Source organism: Pseudomonas sp. JV241A, assembly GCF_900275665.1.
Classification (GTDB): domain Bacteria; phylum Pseudomonadota; class Gammaproteobacteria; order Pseudomonadales; family Pseudomonadaceae; genus Aquipseudomonas; species Aquipseudomonas wadenswilerensis.
The window spans coordinates 70,092-87,278 of sequence record NZ_OPYO01000007.1 but is presented as its reverse complement, the minus strand read 5'-3'; the positions used below and the strand labels follow the sequence as shown (position 1 = coordinate 87,278).

Below are 17,187 nucleotides of genomic sequence, written 5' to 3'. Positions count from 1 at the left end.
ATTTCGACATGAACAAACGTTCGATTTTGCCTGCTGCCCAATGGGCTGCCTTACTAGCAATCGGCGCCGTGCTGGCGGCTTGCGGTACATCCCGACTAAGCCAGATTACCGAGGACGGGCATCTGCAAGCCCATACCGAGCCGGTCTGGCCCTCCGTCGAGGACAACCACTGGCAGCCGGAAGGCAGCCTCCCTGACCTTGATAACCTTGGCCGCATGATGCCGGGACTGAGCAAACCTCAGGTCTACGAGCTGTTGGGGCGCCCGCATTTCGCCGAGGGGCAAGTGGCCGTACGCGAATGGGACTATGTCCTCAAGCTGCCTAGCGGTAACGGCACTGAATATAGAACCTGCCAATACAAGATCCTGTTCGACCGGAACATGAAGACTCAGGATGTTTTCTGGCTGCCCGCGCAATGCGCCGAGCAACTCAAGCACGGGTAACCGGGTTACCCCCCTGGCCAGCGCCACAGCCGTGAACGAAGTTCGAGGTGTGGCGCAGCGGCTAGAACTCCAGGGTGCTGGACAGGCTGACCTGGCGCGCATCACCCACCGAGACAAAGTTGCGGTTCACCGCCGAGCTGTAATAGGTGCGGTCGAACAGGTTCTTCACGTTCAACTGCAAGCGCACCTTGTGCTCGTCCAGGCGGGTTTCGTAACTGGCGAAAGCATCGGCGACGGTGTAGCCCGGCAGCTCGAAATCATTCTCGGCGTTACCCGCCCGCTCACCGACATAGCGCGCACCGGCGCCCAGGCGCAGGCGGTCGCCACCGAACAGGCTGCCAGCGTCATACACCGCCGACAGCGAGCCGCTGTGGCGCGCCACGTTCTGCAGGCGATTGCCTTCGAGCGTGGGGTCCTGGGTAACTTCAGCGTCGGTAAAGGCATAGTTGCCGATCAGGCTCCAGCGCTCGCTCAACTGGCCGGTCAGGTCCAGTTCGACGCCCCGCGAGCGTACCTCGCCGGCGTTGCTGTAGAGGGTGTCGCCGGTTGCCGAGTCGAAGTTGGCCACCAGCACGTTGCGCTTACGAATGTCGAACAGCGCCAGGGTGCCGGTCAGCGCCCCCGGCATGTCGAGCTTGGCCCCCAGTTCCCAGGATTTACCTTCTTCCGGTTCGATACCCGAGTCCAGCACCAGGCCGCCGGTCAAGGGAGCGATACTGGAGTTGGGCTTGAACGATTCGGTGTAGCTGCCATAGAACGACAGCTGCTCGTCAACCTTGTACACCAGGCCCACCCGCGGCACCCAGGCCTGGCCGTTGTTGTTGGTGTTGGCCTTGAACGGCCGCCCGCGCCCGGCGATTTGGTCGTACATCTGGTAGCGCGCACCGGCGACCAGAATCCAGTGCTCGTCGAGGTGGATCGAATCCTGGAAGAACAGCGAGTCGCTGCGCAGCTTGTCGGTCTGCGCGCTGTCGCTGTCACGCACGCTGGTGCCCTCGACTTCGCGGCCATACACCGGGTTCAGGTAACTGAAGGTACTCAGGCTGCTCTGGCGGATCAGGTCGGCGCGGTAGACTTTGCGGTACTCGTTATCCAGGCCGAACAGCAGGTCATGCTGCATCCCCGCCAATTGCACCTTGCCCTCAAGACTAACGGTGGCGAAACGGTCGCTGCTGAGCGCGCCGTGGGTACCGTCCATGCTCCGGGTCAGGGTGCCGCGGGCAGCGTTGACGGCGGTCACCCGCACCTGGCTGGCGTCGTAGGTTTCGCGGTTGTAGCTGAAACCGAAGTGAGCTTTCCAGTCGTCCGCAAGCTGATGGTCGACTTCCAGGCGGTAGAGGTCCGAGCGCCCCTCCATGTTATTGAACGGCTCGTCCAGGCGCCGCGTGCTGGGGATATCCAGCGGGTGGTTGGTGCGCGGATCGATGGCCGTGCCACGGTCGAACGGATAGAGAAACTCGCGGTGCTCGTAGGCCAGCAGCACCTGGGTGTCTTCGCCGAACCAGGCCAGCGACGGCGCCACCAGCGATTCGCGGTGGGTACCGAAGTTGCGCCAGTAGTCTTCGTCTTCATGGTCGAGTACCAGGCGGTAGGCGAAGTTGCTCTCGCCCAGCGCGCCGGTGCTGTCCAGGCCGCCGCCGCTGCCGTTCTTGCCGCTGCCATAGGTGGAGCCACGCAGGTTCAGGGCGTTGTAGCGCTGCAGCTGTGGCCGCTTGCTGACCACATTGATCACCCCGCCCGGGTCCTGGATGCCATACAGCAACGAGGCCGGGCCCTTGAGTACTTCGACCCGTTCGGTGGTGGCGTTAAGGCTGCGCCCCTGCACGATCGGCATGCCGTCGCGCATGATCGAACCGTCGCGGTTGTCGCCGAAGCCGCGTTTCATCACCGTGTCCTGGGTGCCGCCGAAGTTGTTGCCCTGGGTCACGCCGCTGACATTGGCCAGGGCGTCGTCGAGGTTGCGCGGGGCCTGGTCCTTGAGCACCTGGGCCGGCACCACGTTGATGGCCTGGGGCGTCTCCATGATCGATGCCTGGCTGCGCATCACCGAGCTGTTTGGCGGCGGCTGGTAGCTGTAGTCGGCATCGGCTTGCGAGTTCACCGTGGTCGCGTCGAGCTTGAGCGCAGCGCTGGTATCCTGCGGTTCGAGGGTCAGGGTGCGAGCGTCGACGCGGCGAAAGACCAAACCGGAACTGCCCAGCAGTTGCTGCAAAGCCTGCTCGGCAGTCAGGCTGCCATTCAGGGCCGGGGCGTTGAGCATCGGCAGGTCGGTGGTGTAGATCACGCTTTGCCCGGTCAGCCGGCTGAAGTCGTTGAGCGCCTGCACCAGTGGCTTGCTCGCCTGGGCAAACACGTAGACCTGCTGCGCGGCAACGGCCCCCAGGGGTAACGCGCTACCCGCAGCCAGAGCCGAAACACTGAGCCAGATTGAAAAGCTACGCGCTGCCAAGGGTGTGAACTTCATGACCGGTGACCTGTGAAGGAGTGACGTTTATGCGAATGAATCGCACTTTCACTCACTACACGGTTGTCGCGCGAACTTACCTCATCACTTTTCTGAAAATATTTTTCAGCGGATCAGGGTGACCCGTTCCAGCAGGGTACTGCGCTTGAAGCCCAGCACCGCGCCGAGCGAATCCAGCGCCGCCAGCGGCTGGCTGGCCGGGAAGCTGCCGCTGACCTTGCGTTTGCCCAGTTCGCTGTCGAGCAGCATGATGCGCCCTGGGTAGTAGCGAGCCAGGTCGTCGATCACCGTGCTCAGCGGCACCTGATAATAATTGAGCCAGCCTTGGCGCCAGGCCAGGCGCGACTCGCTGTCCACCGCTTCGACCGCGCTGGCGGTGCCGTCGCGATAGCCCACCTGCTGGCCGCCGCTCAGTTGTTGCTGCACGCGCCCCGGCGCGGCCGTCACCGCCACCCGGCCATCGAGCACGGTGACCCGCGCGCCGCCATTGTGCTTGCGCACCTCGAAGCGCGTGCCGAGCACACGGGTTTGGCCTTTTGCCGCCTCGACCACGAACGGCGCGCCGGTGTGGGTGACATGAAAGAACGCCGCGCCGCGGCGGATCGTCACTTGGCGCTCACCGTCGCGAAAATCCACTGACACCGCACTGCCGGCATCCAACGTCATGTGCGAGTTGTCCGCCAGCACCACCTCTTCGACCTGCCCCGCCGCCGTGACGTAATCCGCCTGCAGATCATCCAGCCAGTACCCTGGATGCCAGCCCGCAGCAGTCCCCAGCGCCAGCACCAGGCAAGCGGCTGCAGCGAAGGTGGCAATGCGGCGCCAGGTGCGTCCCGGCGCAGGTTGCTGCATGGCGCGCAAATAACCTTGCAGGGCCTGGTCATCCTCGCTCGCCAAAAGGCTCGCCGGCCCCTCACTCAGGCGCCACACCGCCTGGGCCTGGGCATAGGCGCGGCCATGGGCCGGGTTGGCCAGCAACCAGCGCTTGAACTCGGCGCGCTCGGCCAGTTGCGGTTGCTCGTTGATCCGGCTCAGCCAGTTCAGGGCGGCTTGTTCGTGCTCGGCGGTGATTTCACTCATGGTGCTTTCCCTGGCATGCGCGTACTGGCTGGCGGCAGCGCAACACTCGCCTTGCACGCCTCCAGGGCACGCATCATATGTTTTTCCACCGCGCTCTGAGACAGGTCCATGGCCTTGGCGATCTCGGCGTACTTGCGCCCATGGATACGGTTGAGCAGAAAGATCTGCCGGGTACGCTCGGGTAGTTGGCGCAATGCCGCTTCGATGCGCTGCAGGTCGCTGTTCGCCTCCAGTGCCAATTGCGGTTCGCTGACATGATCGTCGGCCACTTCCCGCTGCAAGCTGTCGTTGACCCGCTCGCGGGCACCTTCGCTGCGCAGGTGATCGATGGCGATGTTGCCGGCGCAACGCAGCAAGTAGGTATCGAGCGCCTCGACCTTGACCTGCGGGCGCCGCCAGAAGCGCAGGAACAGCTCCTGGACCAGGTCCGAGGCCGTGGCCCGGCAGCCGATGCGCCGGTTGACCAGGGCTTCCATCTGCGCCCGCTGGGCGAGGAACACCTGCACAAAACGCGCGCGCCCGCTCGCCGCGTCGGTGTCGTTGGCACCGTCGGTGGGCAGATCGAGCGGCTCGTTGACCAACTTACAGCGAAGCCACGGCCGTCAACGGCGCCAGCACCACGCTGGCCGCCGCCAGGCACAGCAGCAGCCGCGGCTGGTAGGGCAAGAGGAACACCCAGAGGGTAACGCCGGCCATCAGCACCGCGAACAGCTCGACCAGGCCCATGGCCCAGCCGCTGTGACGCACGGCCAGCAGCAACGCCAGGGCCAGCAGCACCCAGCCCGCCACCCGCAACGCCTTGAGCCGGGTACTGCTGGGCTTGTGCCCAAGCAGGTCCTTGTAGTGCTTCTCCATCGCCAGGCACAGGGCGGCGAAGCCGGCAAAACCAAACAGGGCAATGGCCAGCATCAGTTCACCTCGCTTTCGATCAGCTTGCCGGGCGCGGCCTTTGGCGCACGCTTGGCCGCCACTACCGGCGCCCGCCACATCTTGCTGGCAGCCCATGCCAGGAACAGGCCGCTGGCCAAGGCGGTCAGGTCGAAACCGGCCATGGCCCAGTCGCCGACGGCGAGCGAGTGGTTCAGGCCCTGGCCGGTGGTCAGGCCGTTGAGTAGTGGCAAGCCCGCCCACATCAGCGCACCGAATCCCAGTTGCTCGGCCCAGGCACGGCGGCCGCGGCGCAGCATGGCGTGTACCAGCGACAAGGCCCAGAGCAGGAAGAAGCAGTTGGTCTCCCAGTCGGCTCGGCCTTCAAGGCCGATCGGCAACAAGCGGTTGGCCCAGAAGAACGCCGCCACGCCCAGCAGCAGGCCGCTCATGCTGGCAATGTTGAGCACCTCGACGAGGCGCAGCTCGAAGGGCTGGGTGCCGCTCTTGGCATGCTTGAGCTGGCGCTTGCCCAGCCACATGACCAGGCCAGTGCCGATCACCGCCGTGCCGGCCAGGCCGAAGAAGAAGTACAGCCAGCGCAGCCAGGGGCCGGCGAAAATGCCCATGTGCAGGCCGTACATGCCGCCGGAAATCAGCACCGGCGTGGCCTCGATCTGGCTGCCGCCCTCAAGCGTGCCATTGACCCCGTCGAACAGCCAGCCACCGCCGCGCTGGTGAGCGATGCGGTCACCGGCATGGCGGGCGAACCGGACCCGGGCGTTCTGGTCACCGGGGTTCTGTACCTCGACCCAGGCCAGGTTGGCCCCGGGCGCCTGCTCCTGGACCTTGGCGTACAACTGCGGCAACGGCAGCAACGGCGCCGCAGTACCGGCAGCCTGTACCTGGCTCTGGCCGCCGAACAGGTCGTTGAAAAAGCCACGGGTGTTGTCGCCATAGCTGGCGATGATGCTGGCCGGCATGACCATGGCCATGAAGATCACCAGGCTGCTGTAGCTGATCATCAGGTGGAACGGCAGCACCAGCACGCCAATGGCGTTATGCCCGTCGAGCCAGGAACGCTGGCCCTTGCCCGGACGGAAAGTGAAGAACTCCTTGAAGATCTTCTTGTGGGTGATGATCCCGGTCACCAGGCCCAGGAGCATGATGAACGCGGCAAAGGTCGACAGCCAGCGGCCCCAGGGGTGAGGCATCTCCAGCTGGAAGTGGAAGCGGTAGAAAAAATTGCCGCCACGGGTCTCGCGCGCCTGCAATTCGGCGCCGGTGGCAGGGTCGAGGGTCTTGGAGGTGAAGTCGCGGCGCCCGCCACCGGCCTTCGGCCAGCTCACGCTCAGCGCCGGTTCGCGGGCATTGGGCAACTCGATGAACCAGCTGCCTGCGGTCGGCGCATGCTCTTGCAGGTAGCGTTGGGCGAGGTCCAGGCTGGCCGCCGGGTCCAGCGCCCGGTTGGGCACTTCCGGCTGGGTCCAGTGGCTGATTTCTTCCTTGAAATAGGACATGGTCCCGGTCAGGAAAATCGCAAACAGCAACCAGCCGAAAATCAGCCCGGTCCAGGTATGCAGCCAGGCCATGGCCTGGCGAAAGCCCTCTTTCATGGGTTTTTCATCCAGTAGGCCAGGCCGCTGATCATCGCCAGCAACAGGCTCGGCACCAGTACCCCCAGCCAGGCCTGCCAGGCGCTACGACAGGCGAAGCACCAGAGAAAGGCCACCAGGTAGAACAGGAACGACAGCATCATGCCGCTGATCACCGCCTCGGCGCGCGGCACCGGCAACAGCAGGGTGATGCAGACGCTGGCCATGGCCGCCAGCAGGTAGCCACCGAACACGGCAGCCAGGCTGCGGGAGGTCACGGCCAGGCGATAGCTGATGGGTAGCCCGGCGGCTTTGCTTTTCATGGCATCCGTCCATTACGAGAAGCGCACAATAATAATGATTTATATTCTCATAAGCAAAGCCGCGGGCCAGACGGATCAGAACGACAGGTCGACGCCCATGGTGTAGCGGCGGCCGTCCAGTACGGTCTGGTAGCTGTCGTAGTCCACTTCCTTGTTGAAGACGTTGTACACACCCGCCAGCAGCTTGACGTTCTTGGTCACCCGGTAGGTGCCGCCGAAGTCGACGAAGGTGTACGACGGCGTGCCGTCGGACATGGTGCTCCGGCCCAGGTAGTCCGAGGTTTTGCCGCGGTAGTTCAGGCGCGCCCAGGTACCCAGCTGATCGGTGGCCTGCCAGTCGAGGGTGGCGTTGAACATGTGCCGCGGCATCTGGTTCAGGGCCTTGCCTTTCTGCGGGCCGCTCTTCTGCTCGGAGGCGGTGAAGGTGTAGTTGGTGGCCAGCGAGACGGTCTGGGTGATGTCCCAGTCCAGGGTCGCTTCAATGCCACGCATCTGCGCTTCATCGACGTTGACCCGGTCACTGATGAACTTGTACGAGGTACCGCCGATCTGGCACTGGCCCGAGGCATTGCCGGTGCTGTCGGTGCAGCGGCGGGTCTCGGTGATCTTGTCCTTGAAGTCGGTGTTGAACAGGGTCAGGCCGGTGGAGAAACCTTCGAGGTTGTCCCAGATGAAGCCGATTTCCTGGCTCAGGCTCTTCTCCGGCTTGAGGCTGGAGTTGCCGACGATGATTGCCGGGTCGCCACCGCCACCGGTGATCTGGCCCCAGTCATCCACGGCGGCGCGGATGTCCGGCGAGCGATAACCACTGGATACGCCACCCTTGATGGTCCACTGCTCGGTCGGGTGATAGACCCCGTACAGGCGTGGCGACCAGTGGGTGCCGTAGTTCTCGTCGCGGTCCATGCGCAGGCCGCCGGTCAGGGCGAAGGCTTCGGTCAGGCGCCATTCGTCTTCGGCAAACAGTGCCCACGACCAGCGGGTCAGCTGGTTGACGCTGGCCGCCGAAGCCAGTTGGTTGCCCTCGTCGCTGAGGTCTTCGTATTTGTACTGGCCACCGAAAGTGGTGATGTGCGAATCGCTGAAGAACGACACCTGCGAATTGAGCACGGTGTTTTCCAGTTCCATGCGCCGGCCGGGGTTCTCGATCTTCTCGCGCTGCAGGTAGCTTTCGCTGGTGAGGCTGTCCCAGCGCCCGGAATGGGTGATGGAGAAATTGGTGCGGTCGTAGTCGTTGCGACTGTCGGATCGGCTCGCCGAACGGCCTTTGTGCGAGTTGCGCTCCTGCTCGGACTTGCCCGCTTCCAGGGTGATGTCGTTGTGTTCATCCGGGGTGAACGACAGCTTGGCCGTGGCGCTGTCGGTGCTCTGCTCGTTGAAGCCGTTGACGATATGGTCTTCGTCGCGGCGCGAACGCTGGCCGTACAGCTGCAGGCCGACCAGGTTGTCGACCAGCGGCCCGGAGATGAAGGCATTGGTGCTGTTGTAGTTGCCCGAGTCGGAGCGGTCCTGGAAGGTCGCTTCGGTGCGGATGCCGCCGTACCACTGCGGGGTAACCTTGCGGGTGATGATGTTGATCACCCCGCCCATGGCGTCGGAGCCGTACAGCGACGACATCGGCCCGCGCACCACTTCGATACGTTCGATAGCTTCCAGCGGTGGCATCCAGCCCTGCTCGATACCGGCGCCGTCACTGTTCGGGCGAGTGGCACGCGAGTCCTGGCGTTTGCCGTCGACCAGCATCAGGGTGTACTTGGAGGCCATGCCGCGAATGCTGATGTCGCTGGAGCTGGCGCCACCGGTGACCACCACGCCCGGCACATCGCGCAGGGCATCGGTGACGTCACGGTAGGATTTGTTCTCGATCTGCTCGCGGGTAATGACCGAAATCGACGCCGGCGCATCCTTGATCTGCTGGGAGAAACCCGACGCGGTCACCACCATGTTGTCCAGCTCCAGCGGTTGGGTCTGGGCAGTGGCGTTCGCGGTGTACAGCGAGCAGAGGGTGAGCGCGAGGCAGGATTTGCTGAAAGTCGGGGACACGAGGACCTCTCCCTGAGAAATGTAAAGGTTGCGTAAATTCATCAAGGGAGCGAATGCTAGTTATTCTCAAATGAGAGTAAAGCGTATTTACGTTTTTTACATTTTCCCGATCCTCTGCTATGCCCGTCAGTCAGCCGCCGATTGCCGAGTAGTGGCACTTTTCACTACAATGCGAACAATTCTTATTCTGTTGCGCATCCCGGCGCCGGAGTGTTCACGGTGCCCAGCGCTCCCTCTTCCTCGCTCGAAGGCCTCTACCTCGACCATCACAACTGGCTGACCGGCTGGTTGCGCCGGCGTCTCGGCTGCCCCGACAGCGCCGCGGACCTGGCCCAGGACACCTTCATGCGCCTGCTCCAGGCCCGCCAAACGCCGCTGCTCAACGAGCCGCGGGCGTTCCTCACCACCGTGGCCAAACGTGTGCTGTGCAACCACTACCGCCGCCCGGACCTGGAACGCGCCTACCTCCAGGCACTGGCGCAGCTGCCGGAAGAACTGGCGCCATCGGAAGAACACCGGGCAATTATTTTCGAGACCCTGCTTGAGCTCGACCGCCTGCTCGACGGCCTGCCCTTGCCGGTCAAGCGCGCCTTCCTGATGGCTCAGGTCGATGGCCTGAGCTACAGCGCGATCGGTGTGCAACTGGGCATCTCCCTGGCCACGGTCAAGCGCTACCTGAACAAGGCGGCCATGCGCTGTTACTTTGCCCTGTGAACGGCCATCAGGAATTTTCCCCGCAGGTGGCCGAACAGGCCGTGCACTGGCTGATCGAGATGCAGGGCGGTGCTTTCGATGCGCGTCAGCAGCAGGCCATGCAGCAGTGGTTGCAGGCCGACGACAATCACCAGCGCGCCTGGGAACACATTCAGCGGGTCAACCAGCGCTTGCGTGGTTTGTCGTCGCCGCTGGCCCACGCCGCCTTGCAGGCGCCGCGTTCGACCAGCCGCCGACGGGCGCTGAAAACCCTGCTGATCCTCGGCGTCGGCAGCGCCAGTGGCCTGGCTTTGCAGCAGCACAACCCACTGCCGACGCTACTCGCCGATTACCGCAGCCCGGTCGGCGAGCGGCGCCGCCTGGCCCTGGACGACGGCAGCCAGCTGCAGCTCAACACCCGCAGCGCCGCCGATGTCCGTTTTGATTCCCGCCAGCGCCTGGTGCGCCTGCTTGAAGGTGAACTGCAACTGACTGTGGCCCGTGATACGCGACCACTGCAATTGCTCGGCGAACATGGCCTGCTGAACCTGAGCAGCGGTCGCTACAACCTGCGTCAGTTCGCCCAGTACAGCCAGTTGACGGTGTTTGAAGGCAGCGCCAGCCTGGCTGGCAATCTCTTGCCCAGCGGCCAGCAAGCGCGTTTCAACGGCCCGCAATGGCAGGCCAGCCAGGCGCTGGACAGCAACGTCGGGGCCTGGGTCGACGGCATGCTGGTGGCCGCGCACATGCCCCTGGGCGCGTTTCTCGACGAGCTGGGCCGCTACCGTCGCGGGCAGCTCAACTGCGCGCCAGAAGTGGCCAATTTGCTGATTTCCGGCAGTTATCCACTGGCTGACAGCGAGCGCATTCTGGACATGCTCGAGGTGGCGCTGCCGGTGCGCGTCAGGCGCTTTACCCGCTACTGGGTGACAGTCGAAGCGCAGGCCTGAAACTTTTTTCAACTGACCTGAGCCGTTTTCAATTCTCGCGTGACAGAGAAGGCAGAACCCTTTGCTTTGACCTTCTCAAGGACCTCCTGCATGCCCCTTCGACCGAGTCCACTTGCCCAGGCCCTGCGCGCCCTGCTGCTGGGCGCCAGCCTGAGCGTTGCCGCTGTTGGCGCACACGCCGCCCAAGCCCCTGCGCGCACTTACCAGATCGCGCCGACCAGCCTGGAAAACGCCCTGAACCAGTTCGGCCGCGAAAGCGGTGTGCTGATCTCGTTCGGCTCGCAGGTCACCCGCGGTGTGCAGAGCCCCGGCCTGCAAGGCCAGTACAGCCCGCAGCAGGGTCTGGATGCACTGCTGCAAGGCAGCGGCCTGCAAGCCCGCGCCGAAGGTGACAACGCCTTCAGCCTGCAACCGCTTGCCGCTGTCAGTGCGCCGGTCGAGCTCGGTGCCTCCACCGTGATCGGTGACTGGCTGGGTGCGGCGCAGCAGGACAACGTCTTCGAACATGCCGGTGCCCGCGACGTGATCCGCCGCGAAGAATTCGAACGCAGCGGCGCCACTACTGCGCGCGAAGTGCTCAACCGCATCCCCGGCGTCAACGCCCCGGAGAACAACGGCACCGGCAGCCACGACATGGCGCTGAACTTCGGCATTCGCGGGCTCAACCCGCGCCTGGCTTCGCGCTCGACGGTGCTGATGGACGGCATCCCGGTGCCTTTCGCCCCCTACGGCCAGCCGCAGCTGTCGTTCGCCCCGATCAGCATGGGCAACATGGACGCGGTGGACGTGGTGCGCGGCGGCGGAGCGGTACGCTATGGCCCGCAGAACGTCGGCGGCATCGTCAACTTCGTGACCCGGGCGATCCCCGACGAGCCGACGGTCAAGGCCGGTTTCCAGACCCAGACCAGCCCGTCATCCAGCCATGACGGTTTCAAGACCAGCGCCAACCTGCTCGCCGGTGGCACCAACGCCAACGGCCTGGGCGGCGCCCTGCTCTACTCCGGCAGCCGTGGCGGCGACTGGCGCGAGCACAGCGACACGCAGATCGACGACCTGATCCTCAAGGGCAAATACCAGCTCGACGAGGCCAACAGCCTGCACGCCATGGCCCAGTACTACGAAGGCGAAGCACAGATGCCCGGCGGCCTGAACGTTGCCGACTACGATGCCGACCCGTACCAGTCGACCCGCCTGCAAGACAAATTCTGGGGGCGGCGGACGATGTTCAACTTCGGCTACGACTACAAGGAAGACGCCCGCCAGTTCAGCGTCAACAGCTTCTTCACCAAGACCCTGCGCAGCGGCTACCTGGACCAGGGCAGCTTCGTCTCGCTGTCGCCACGCGAGTACTGGGTACGCGGCATCGAAACGCGCTTCTCCCAGGGCTTTGCCCTCGGTGAGAGCTGGCACGAAGTCGGCGTCGGCTACCGCTACATCAACGAAGCCGGCCATGAACTGCGCTACCGCGAACCGATCGCCGCCAACCAGCTGCCGACCACCGCCAGCCGCAACGACCGCGACACCCGTGGCAGCACCGAAGCCCACGCGATTTTCCTCGATGACCGCATCGACATCGGCCAGTGGACCATCACCCCGGGTATCCGCTACGAAATGATCGACTCCGAGCAGTCCAACAAGCTCAACGGCCAGCGCTACCAGGGCGACTACAACACCGCCCTGCCGGCGCTCAACGTCATGTACCACCTGACTGACAGCTGGAACCTGTACGCCAACACCGAAGGCTCGTTCGGCAGCGTGCAGTACAGCCAGATGCCCAACCGGGTCAGCAGCGGTGAAGTAAAACCGGAAAAAGCCCGCACCTGGGAACTGGGTACCCGCTACGACAACGGCAACCTGCAGGCCGAAATCGGCGCGTTTCTGATCAACTTCGACAACCAGTACGAAAGCAACCAGACCAACGATTCGGTGATCGCCCGCGGCGAAACCCGCCACCAGGGCATCGAGACCAGCGTCAAGTACGCCCTCGAAGGCCTCAACCCGGCGCTGGCAGGTTTTGACGTGTACGCCACCTATGCCTTTGTTGACGCTAAAATCCGCGAAGACGGGTCTAACAAGGGTAATCGTGTGCCCTTCTCGTCACGCCACAAAGGCACCCTGGGCGTCGGCTACAGCGAAGGCCAATGGAAGCTCAACCTCGACAGCACCTACCAGAGCGACCAGTTCGCCGACAACGCCAACACCTCGGCCGAAAGCGCCGACGGCAGCACCGGACGCATCCCCGGCTACATGCTGTTCAGCAGCCGCGCGGCCTACGATTTCGGCCCGCAACTGGCGAACCTCAACGTCGCCGTGGGGGTGAAGAACATCTTCAATCACCAGTACTACACCCGCTCGTTCGACGACAACAACAAGGGCAAGTACGTGGGTGAACCCCGTACGGTATACCTGCAGACCTCCGTCGCGTTCTGATCCAGCGCATGCAAAAGCCCGGCCTGTGCCGGGCTTTTTGCTACAAGATATTTTTATTTCAAAAGGGCTTGAATTGTTCGGCCAAGTGCCTGACCTTGTAGTCAAGAGGCGATGGTTCTCACAGGCCGCAAAGGCCCCATCGATTCTCTTGCGAGCTAGCTGAATAAGGGATTGAACTATGCAAATCCAAGTCAATAGCGACAACCATATTCAAGGCAACATCCGGCTGGAAGAGTGGGTCCGCAGCACGGTAGAAAGCACGCTCGAACGATTTGACGAAGACCTCACCCGCATCGAGGTCCACCTGCGCGACGAGAACGGCGACAAGCCTGGTCCGCACGACAAACGCTGCCAGATGGAGGCACGCCCAAAAGGCCATCAACCGATTTCCGTAAGCCATAAATCCGCATCCCTCGACCAGGCTGTCGAAGGCGCCGCAATCAAACTGAACCACGCCTTGGAGCACTTCTACGGCAAACTGCGCAGCAAACGCGCGGTGGCCCAGCAAAGCATCGACGGCGCCCAGAATGACGGGCTGTTGCAGGAAGAGTTTCTGGAGAACGAGCAAGCTCGCATCAACTGAACAAGCAGCAACGCAGACGGTAAAAAGGCGAGCCCAGGGGGCTCGCTTTTTTTTCCGAAGTAGGAGCGGGCTTGCCCCGCGATGAGGCCAGTACAGTCAGCTGATCAGGCGTTGCCTGGACTGCGACCGCTACGCGCTCGATCGCGGGGCAAGGCCCGCTCCCACAGGGTCCAGTGCCTGTTACTTCGCTTCCTCGATCTCCTTGCCACTAGCATCGATAGCCTTGGTCGACGGGTAGCGGTACGAGGCGTAGCGCACCACCAGGATCGAGAACGCCAGCAGCAGGATGCCGCCGCACACGTACAGCAAACCGGCGTCCGGCGCCTTGTGGTGCGACACGTCGCCAATCAGCAGGCGGGTCAGAGCGGTGATCGCCACATACAGCAGGAAGCGGATCGGCATGTGGTTGGTCTTGAAGTAGATCCCCACCATGGCGCCGAGTTCGAGGTAGATGAACAGCAGCAGGATGTCGTCGACGCTGACGCCCTTGCCGAGCATCTCGATAAAGGTGACCACGGCCGCGTAGGCGGTGATGCCACCGATGCCGAACAGGGCCAGGTAGTGGAACGCTTCGACGCACAGGTTGCCCAGCGAATCGGCCGAGCCATGCAGGCTCTTGCGCAGTTTGTCAGCCCAAATGATGCTCACGATACGGTTTCCTTGATACGGCTGGAAGGATGATGCGGCAAGCGCATGACGCTTTGTCTGCATGCAGTAAAAAGGCCAGGCCCCCTGCTTGAGAAGGCGACCGATTGCCGCAAGGCACAGCCATCGCTGGCTGTGCCCCTATCCTTTCAGTTCGCGGTTACCGAAACGTGTTTACTCCAGCGCAGACGCCGGGCCGAAGAACTCGTAGCGGCTTTGCTGCTCTGGCACGCCCAGCCCCTTGAGGTGGCGCTTGATGCTGGCCATAAAGGCTTTCGGGCCAAGGAAGTAGGCGTCCACATCACGCTCTTGCGGCAACCACTGGCCGAGTTGATCGGCGCTGAGCAGACCCACTGCATCCGCCGGCTGGCTAACGCCATCGTCTTCGGCATAGCAGTAGAAGCGCTTGACCTGCGGGTGGCGCGCCGCCAGTTCATCGACCCAACCACGGAAGGCATGCACCGCGCCGTTGCGCGCGCAGTGGATGAAGTGCACCAAACGACCGCTTTCCAGCGCTGCTTCGAGCATCGGCAGGGTCGGGGTGATGCCGACGCCGCCACTGATCAGCACCAGAGGCTTGGCGCTGGCACTCAGGGTGAACTCGCCCGATGGCGGGAACAGGTTGATAGTGTCGCCTACCGCCAACTGCTCGTGCAGGTAGTTGGAAACCTTGCCGCCCGCTTCGCGCTTGACGCTGATGCGGTACTGGCCGGCATTGCTCAGGGCCGACAGCGAGTAGTTGCGGCGCTGTTCCTGGCCGTCGATGAACAGTTGCAGGCCGATGTACTGGCCGGGCTCGGCCTGCAGGATCGCACCACCATCAACCGGGGCGAAGTAGAAGGAGACGATCTCGCTGCTCTCCTCGACCCGCTCGACCAGCTTGAACGCTCGCGCACCGCGCCAGCCGCCAGGGGCCGCGGCTTTTTGCGCGTAAACATCGCCTTCAGCGCCGATGAGGATATCGGCCAGTTGCTGATAGGCCGCGCCCCAGGCTGCGATCACTTCGGGGGTGGCAATCTCTTTGCCGAGTACTTCTTCGATGGCGCGCAGCAGGCAGCTACCGACGATCGGGTAATGTTCCGGAAGGATCTGCAAGGCCACATGCTTGTTGATGATCTGGCCGACCAGGCCGCCCAGCTGTTCGAGCTGGTCGATGTGCCGGGCGTACATCAGCACGCCGTTGGCCAGGGCCCGTGGCTGGTCGCCGCTGGCCTGGTGCGCCTGGTTGAACAGCGGACGCACTTCGGGGTACTCGCTGAGCATCAGTTTGTAGAAATGGGTGGTCAGCGCTTCACCGCCGCTTTCCAGCAGAGGTACGGTGGCTTTGACGATTGCACGATCCTGGGCATTGAGCATGGATGACTCCTGAGCCTGTGGCTTCTTGATGGATGCCTTGGTTATTACAGCTTTCGTGCCAACTTTTTAATCCTTATAAATCAATGACTTAAAAATTAAAGAGTCATAAGGACAACACTTGCGATATAGTCATTTTGACCCACAGGAGTCTTTATGACCGCAAAATCCCTGCTCACCGCCTTGCTGCCGCTGGTCAGCGACCTGTCCCGCGAACTGCCCGAGCGCGAACGCTACCGGCGCCTGCTCGAAGCCATGCGCAGCCTGCTGCCGTGCGATGCCGCCGCGCTGCTGCGCCTGGACGGCGAATGGCTGGTGCCGCTGGCGGTGGACGGCTTGAGCACCGACACCCTCGGGCGGCGCTTCAAGGTCGATGAGCATCCACGCTTTGCAGCGATTCTCAGCCGCAACGAGCCGACCCGCTTTGCCAGCGACAGCGAGCTGCCCGACCCCTACGACGGCCTGGTCGAAGGTCTGCACCAGCACCTGGAGGTGCACGACTGCATGGGCTGCCCGTTGTTCGTCGATGAACAGCCCTGGGGCCTGATCACCCTCGATGCGCTGGACCCGGAGCAGTTCCAGCAGGTCGAGCTGGATGCCCTGCAAGCCTTTGCCAGCCTGGCGGCAGCCACGGTCAACGTCGCCGAGCGCATCGAGCACCTGGCCTTGCGCGCCGAAGATGAACACGCGCGTGCCGAGGTCTATCGCCAGGCCAGCGGTCAGCAACACAAGGAACTGATCGGCCAGAGCAAGACGCACAAACGCCTGCTGGAGGAAATCCGCCTGGTCGGCAGCAGCGACCTGACGGTGTTGATTACCGGCGAAACCGGGGTTGGCAAGGAGTTGGTAGCCCAGGCCATCCACCAGGCCTCGAGCCGCGCCAACCAGCCGATGATCAGCCTCAACTGCGCCGCACTGCCCGACACCCTGGTCGAGAGCGAGCTGTTCGGCCATGTGCGCGGCGCCTTTACCGGTGCAGTGGGCGAGCGCCGCGGCAAGTTCGAGCTGGCCAATGGCGGCACGTTGTTTCTCGATGAAGTCGGCGAGTTGTCGCTGACCGTACAGGCCAAGCTGTTGCGCGTGCTGCAGAGTGGCCAGCTGCAGCGCCTGGGCTCGGACCAGGAGCACCGCGTCGATGTGCGCCTGATCGCCGCCACCAATCGCGACCTGGCCGAAGAAGTGCGCGCCGGGCGCTACCGCGCCGACTTCTACCATCGCCTGAGCGTGTACCCGCTGCTGGTGCCGCCGCTGCGTGAGCGCGGGCGCGATGTGCTGCTGCTTAGCGGCTACTTTCTCGAGCAGAACCGTTCGCGCATGGGCCTGGGCAGCCTGCGCCTGAGCCCCGAAGCCCAGGCCGAGCTGATTGCCTACAGCTGGCCGGGTAACGTACGCGAGCTCGAACACCTGATTGGCCGCTCAGCGCTCAAGGCCCTGGGGCAGCATGCGCAGCGGCCGAAAATCCTCACCCTGGATGCCGCCGATCTGGACCTGCGCCCGGTCGAGTCGCTCCCCACACAAACCGAAACAACTCAGTTGAGCGATGCCCCACTGCCCGGCGGCGACCTGCGCCAGGCCCTGGATGACTACCAGCGCCAGCTGATCCAGGCTTGCCTGGAGCGTCACCAGCACAACTGGGCCAGCACCGCCCGCGAGCTGGGCCTGGACCGGGCCAATCTCAGTCGCCTGGCGCGGCGCTTGGGTCTACGCTGATTTCACCG

The 17,187-nt window shown here is 63.6% G+C and carries 15 protein-coding genes; 6 read left to right on the top strand and 9 right to left on the bottom strand.

What is annotated here, in order from left to right:
- The first annotated feature begins 8 nt into the window (after nt 1-8).
- Nucleotides 9-443: an outer membrane protein assembly factor BamE gene (bamE, locus tag JV241A_RS03805; protein ID WP_134061396.1), complete on the top strand. Its 435-nt coding sequence runs from the start codon at nt 9-11 to the stop codon at nt 441-443.
- Between the two features lie 61 nt (nt 444-504).
- Here bamE and JV241A_RS03800 read toward each other — a convergent pair whose 3' ends face one another.
- The 7 genes from JV241A_RS03800 to JV241A_RS03770 all read right to left on the bottom strand — a co-directional run bounded on the left by JV241A_RS03800 (nt 505) and on the right by JV241A_RS03770 (nt 8,815).
- Nucleotides 505-2,907: a TonB-dependent receptor gene (locus JV241A_RS03800; RefSeq protein WP_134061395.1), complete on the bottom strand. Its 2,403-nt coding sequence runs from the start codon at nt 2,905-2,907 to the stop codon at nt 505-507.
- 105 nt (nt 2,908-3,012) lie between these two features.
- Nucleotides 3,013-3,987 (bottom strand): FecR family protein, encoded by a 975-nt coding sequence (locus tag JV241A_RS03795; protein WP_115085365.1) that lies wholly within the window; start codon nt 3,985-3,987, stop codon nt 3,013-3,015.
- Nucleotides 3,984-4,547: a sigma-70 family RNA polymerase sigma factor gene (locus JV241A_RS03790; protein WP_115085692.1), complete on the bottom strand. Its 564-nt coding sequence runs from the start codon at nt 4,545-4,547 to the stop codon at nt 3,984-3,986. Before JV241A_RS03790 ends, JV241A_RS03795 begins: the two co-directional genes overlap by 4 nt.
- Nucleotides 4,548-4,569: 22 nt before the next feature.
- Nucleotides 4,570-4,896, bottom strand: a complete 327-nt coding sequence (locus JV241A_RS03785) for a DUF3325 domain-containing protein (protein ID WP_115085364.1) — start codon at nt 4,894-4,896, stop codon at nt 4,570-4,572.
- Complete coding sequence (locus JV241A_RS03780; RefSeq protein ID WP_134061394.1) at nt 4,896-6,470, bottom strand: PepSY-associated TM helix domain-containing protein; 1,575 nt, start codon at nt 6,468-6,470, stop codon at nt 4,896-4,898. The genes JV241A_RS03785 and JV241A_RS03780 overlap by 1 nt, the downstream gene beginning before the upstream one ends.
- Nucleotides 6,467-6,772 (bottom strand): DUF3649 domain-containing protein, encoded by a 306-nt coding sequence (locus tag JV241A_RS03775; RefSeq protein WP_134061393.1) that lies wholly within the window; start codon nt 6,770-6,772, stop codon nt 6,467-6,469. The genes JV241A_RS03780 and JV241A_RS03775 overlap by 4 nt, the downstream gene beginning before the upstream one ends.
- Before the next feature lie 75 nt (nt 6,773-6,847).
- On the bottom strand, nt 6,848-8,815 hold the full coding sequence (locus tag JV241A_RS03770; RefSeq protein ID WP_134061392.1) for a ligand-gated channel protein: 1,968 nt from the start codon (nt 8,813-8,815) through the stop codon (nt 6,848-6,850).
- 219 nt (nt 8,816-9,034) lie between these two features.
- Here JV241A_RS03770 and JV241A_RS03765 point away from each other — a divergent pair, with 219 nt between their 5' ends.
- From JV241A_RS03765 to JV241A_RS03750, 4 genes are all read left to right on the top strand, one after another.
- The gene (locus JV241A_RS03765) at nt 9,035-9,529 is read left to right on the top strand and encodes a sigma-70 family RNA polymerase sigma factor (RefSeq protein WP_134061391.1); all 495 of its coding nucleotides are present in this window, start codon (nt 9,035-9,037) and stop codon (nt 9,527-9,529) included.
- Complete coding sequence (locus JV241A_RS03760) at nt 9,526-10,458, top strand: FecR family protein (RefSeq protein WP_115085360.1); 933 nt, start codon at nt 9,526-9,528, stop codon at nt 10,456-10,458. The genes JV241A_RS03765 and JV241A_RS03760 overlap by 4 nt, the downstream gene beginning before the upstream one ends.
- Before the next feature lie 90 nt (nt 10,459-10,548).
- Nucleotides 10,549-12,888 carry a TonB-dependent Fe(3+) dicitrate receptor FecA gene (gene fecA / locus JV241A_RS03755; RefSeq protein ID WP_134061390.1) on the top strand — a complete coding sequence of 780 codons (2,340 nt, stop codon included), beginning with the start codon at nt 10,549-10,551 and terminating at the stop codon, nt 12,886-12,888.
- 178 nt (nt 12,889-13,066) lie between these two features.
- Complete coding sequence (locus JV241A_RS03750; RefSeq protein ID WP_115085358.1) at nt 13,067-13,471, top strand: HPF/RaiA family ribosome-associated protein; 405 nt, start codon at nt 13,067-13,069, stop codon at nt 13,469-13,471.
- 180 nt (nt 13,472-13,651) lie between these two features.
- On the opposite strand, the gene JV241A_RS03745 is transcribed toward JV241A_RS03750, so the two are convergent.
- Both JV241A_RS03745 and hmpA read right to left on the bottom strand, forming a co-directional pair.
- The gene (locus JV241A_RS03745; RefSeq protein WP_134061389.1) at nt 13,652-14,119 is read right to left on the bottom strand and encodes a phosphate-starvation-inducible PsiE family protein; all 468 of its coding nucleotides are present in this window, start codon (nt 14,117-14,119) and stop codon (nt 13,652-13,654) included.
- Nucleotides 14,120-14,290: 171 nt separating this feature from the next.
- Nucleotides 14,291-15,472, bottom strand: a complete 1,182-nt coding sequence (hmpA, locus tag JV241A_RS03740; RefSeq protein ID WP_134061388.1) for an NO-inducible flavohemoprotein — start codon at nt 15,470-15,472, stop codon at nt 14,291-14,293.
- Nucleotides 15,473-15,625: 153 nt separating this feature from the next.
- On the opposite strand from hmpA, the gene norR reads away from it, so the two are divergent.
- Nucleotides 15,626-17,179: a nitric oxide reductase transcriptional regulator NorR gene (norR, locus tag JV241A_RS03735; protein WP_134061387.1), complete on the top strand. Its 1,554-nt coding sequence runs from the start codon at nt 15,626-15,628 to the stop codon at nt 17,177-17,179.
- Nucleotides 17,180-17,187: the final 8 nt, after the last annotated feature.

Bases quoted from the DNA above. Each gene is read 5' to 3' on its own strand.
- bamE (WP_134061396.1), top strand. From the start codon at position 9: ATGAACAAACGTTCGATTTTGCCTGCTGCCCAATGGGCTGCCTTACTA.
- JV241A_RS03800 (WP_134061395.1), bottom strand. From the start codon at position 2,907: ATGAAGTTCACACCCTTGGCAGCGCGTAGCTTTTCAATCTGGCTCAGT.
- JV241A_RS03795 (WP_115085365.1), bottom strand. From the start codon at position 3,987: ATGAGTGAAATCACCGCCGAGCACGAACAAGCCGCCCTGAACTGGCTG.
- JV241A_RS03785 (WP_115085364.1), bottom strand. From the start codon at position 4,896: ATGCTGGCCATTGCCCTGTTTGGTTTTGCCGGCTTCGCCGCCCTGTGC.
- JV241A_RS03780 (WP_134061394.1), bottom strand. From the start codon at position 6,470: ATGAAAGAGGGCTTTCGCCAGGCCATGGCCTGGCTGCATACCTGGACC.
- JV241A_RS03775 (WP_134061393.1), bottom strand. From the start codon at position 6,772: ATGAAAAGCAAAGCCGCCGGGCTACCCATCAGCTATCGCCTGGCCGTG.
- fecA (WP_134061390.1), top strand. From the start codon at position 10,549: ATGCCCCTTCGACCGAGTCCACTTGCCCAGGCCCTGCGCGCCCTGCTG.
- JV241A_RS03750 (WP_115085358.1), top strand. From the start codon at position 13,067: ATGCAAATCCAAGTCAATAGCGACAACCATATTCAAGGCAACATCCGG.
- hmpA (WP_134061388.1), bottom strand. From the start codon at position 15,472: ATGCTCAATGCCCAGGATCGTGCAATCGTCAAAGCCACCGTACCTCTG.
- norR (WP_134061387.1), top strand. From the start codon at position 15,626: ATGACCGCAAAATCCCTGCTCACCGCCTTGCTGCCGCTGGTCAGCGAC.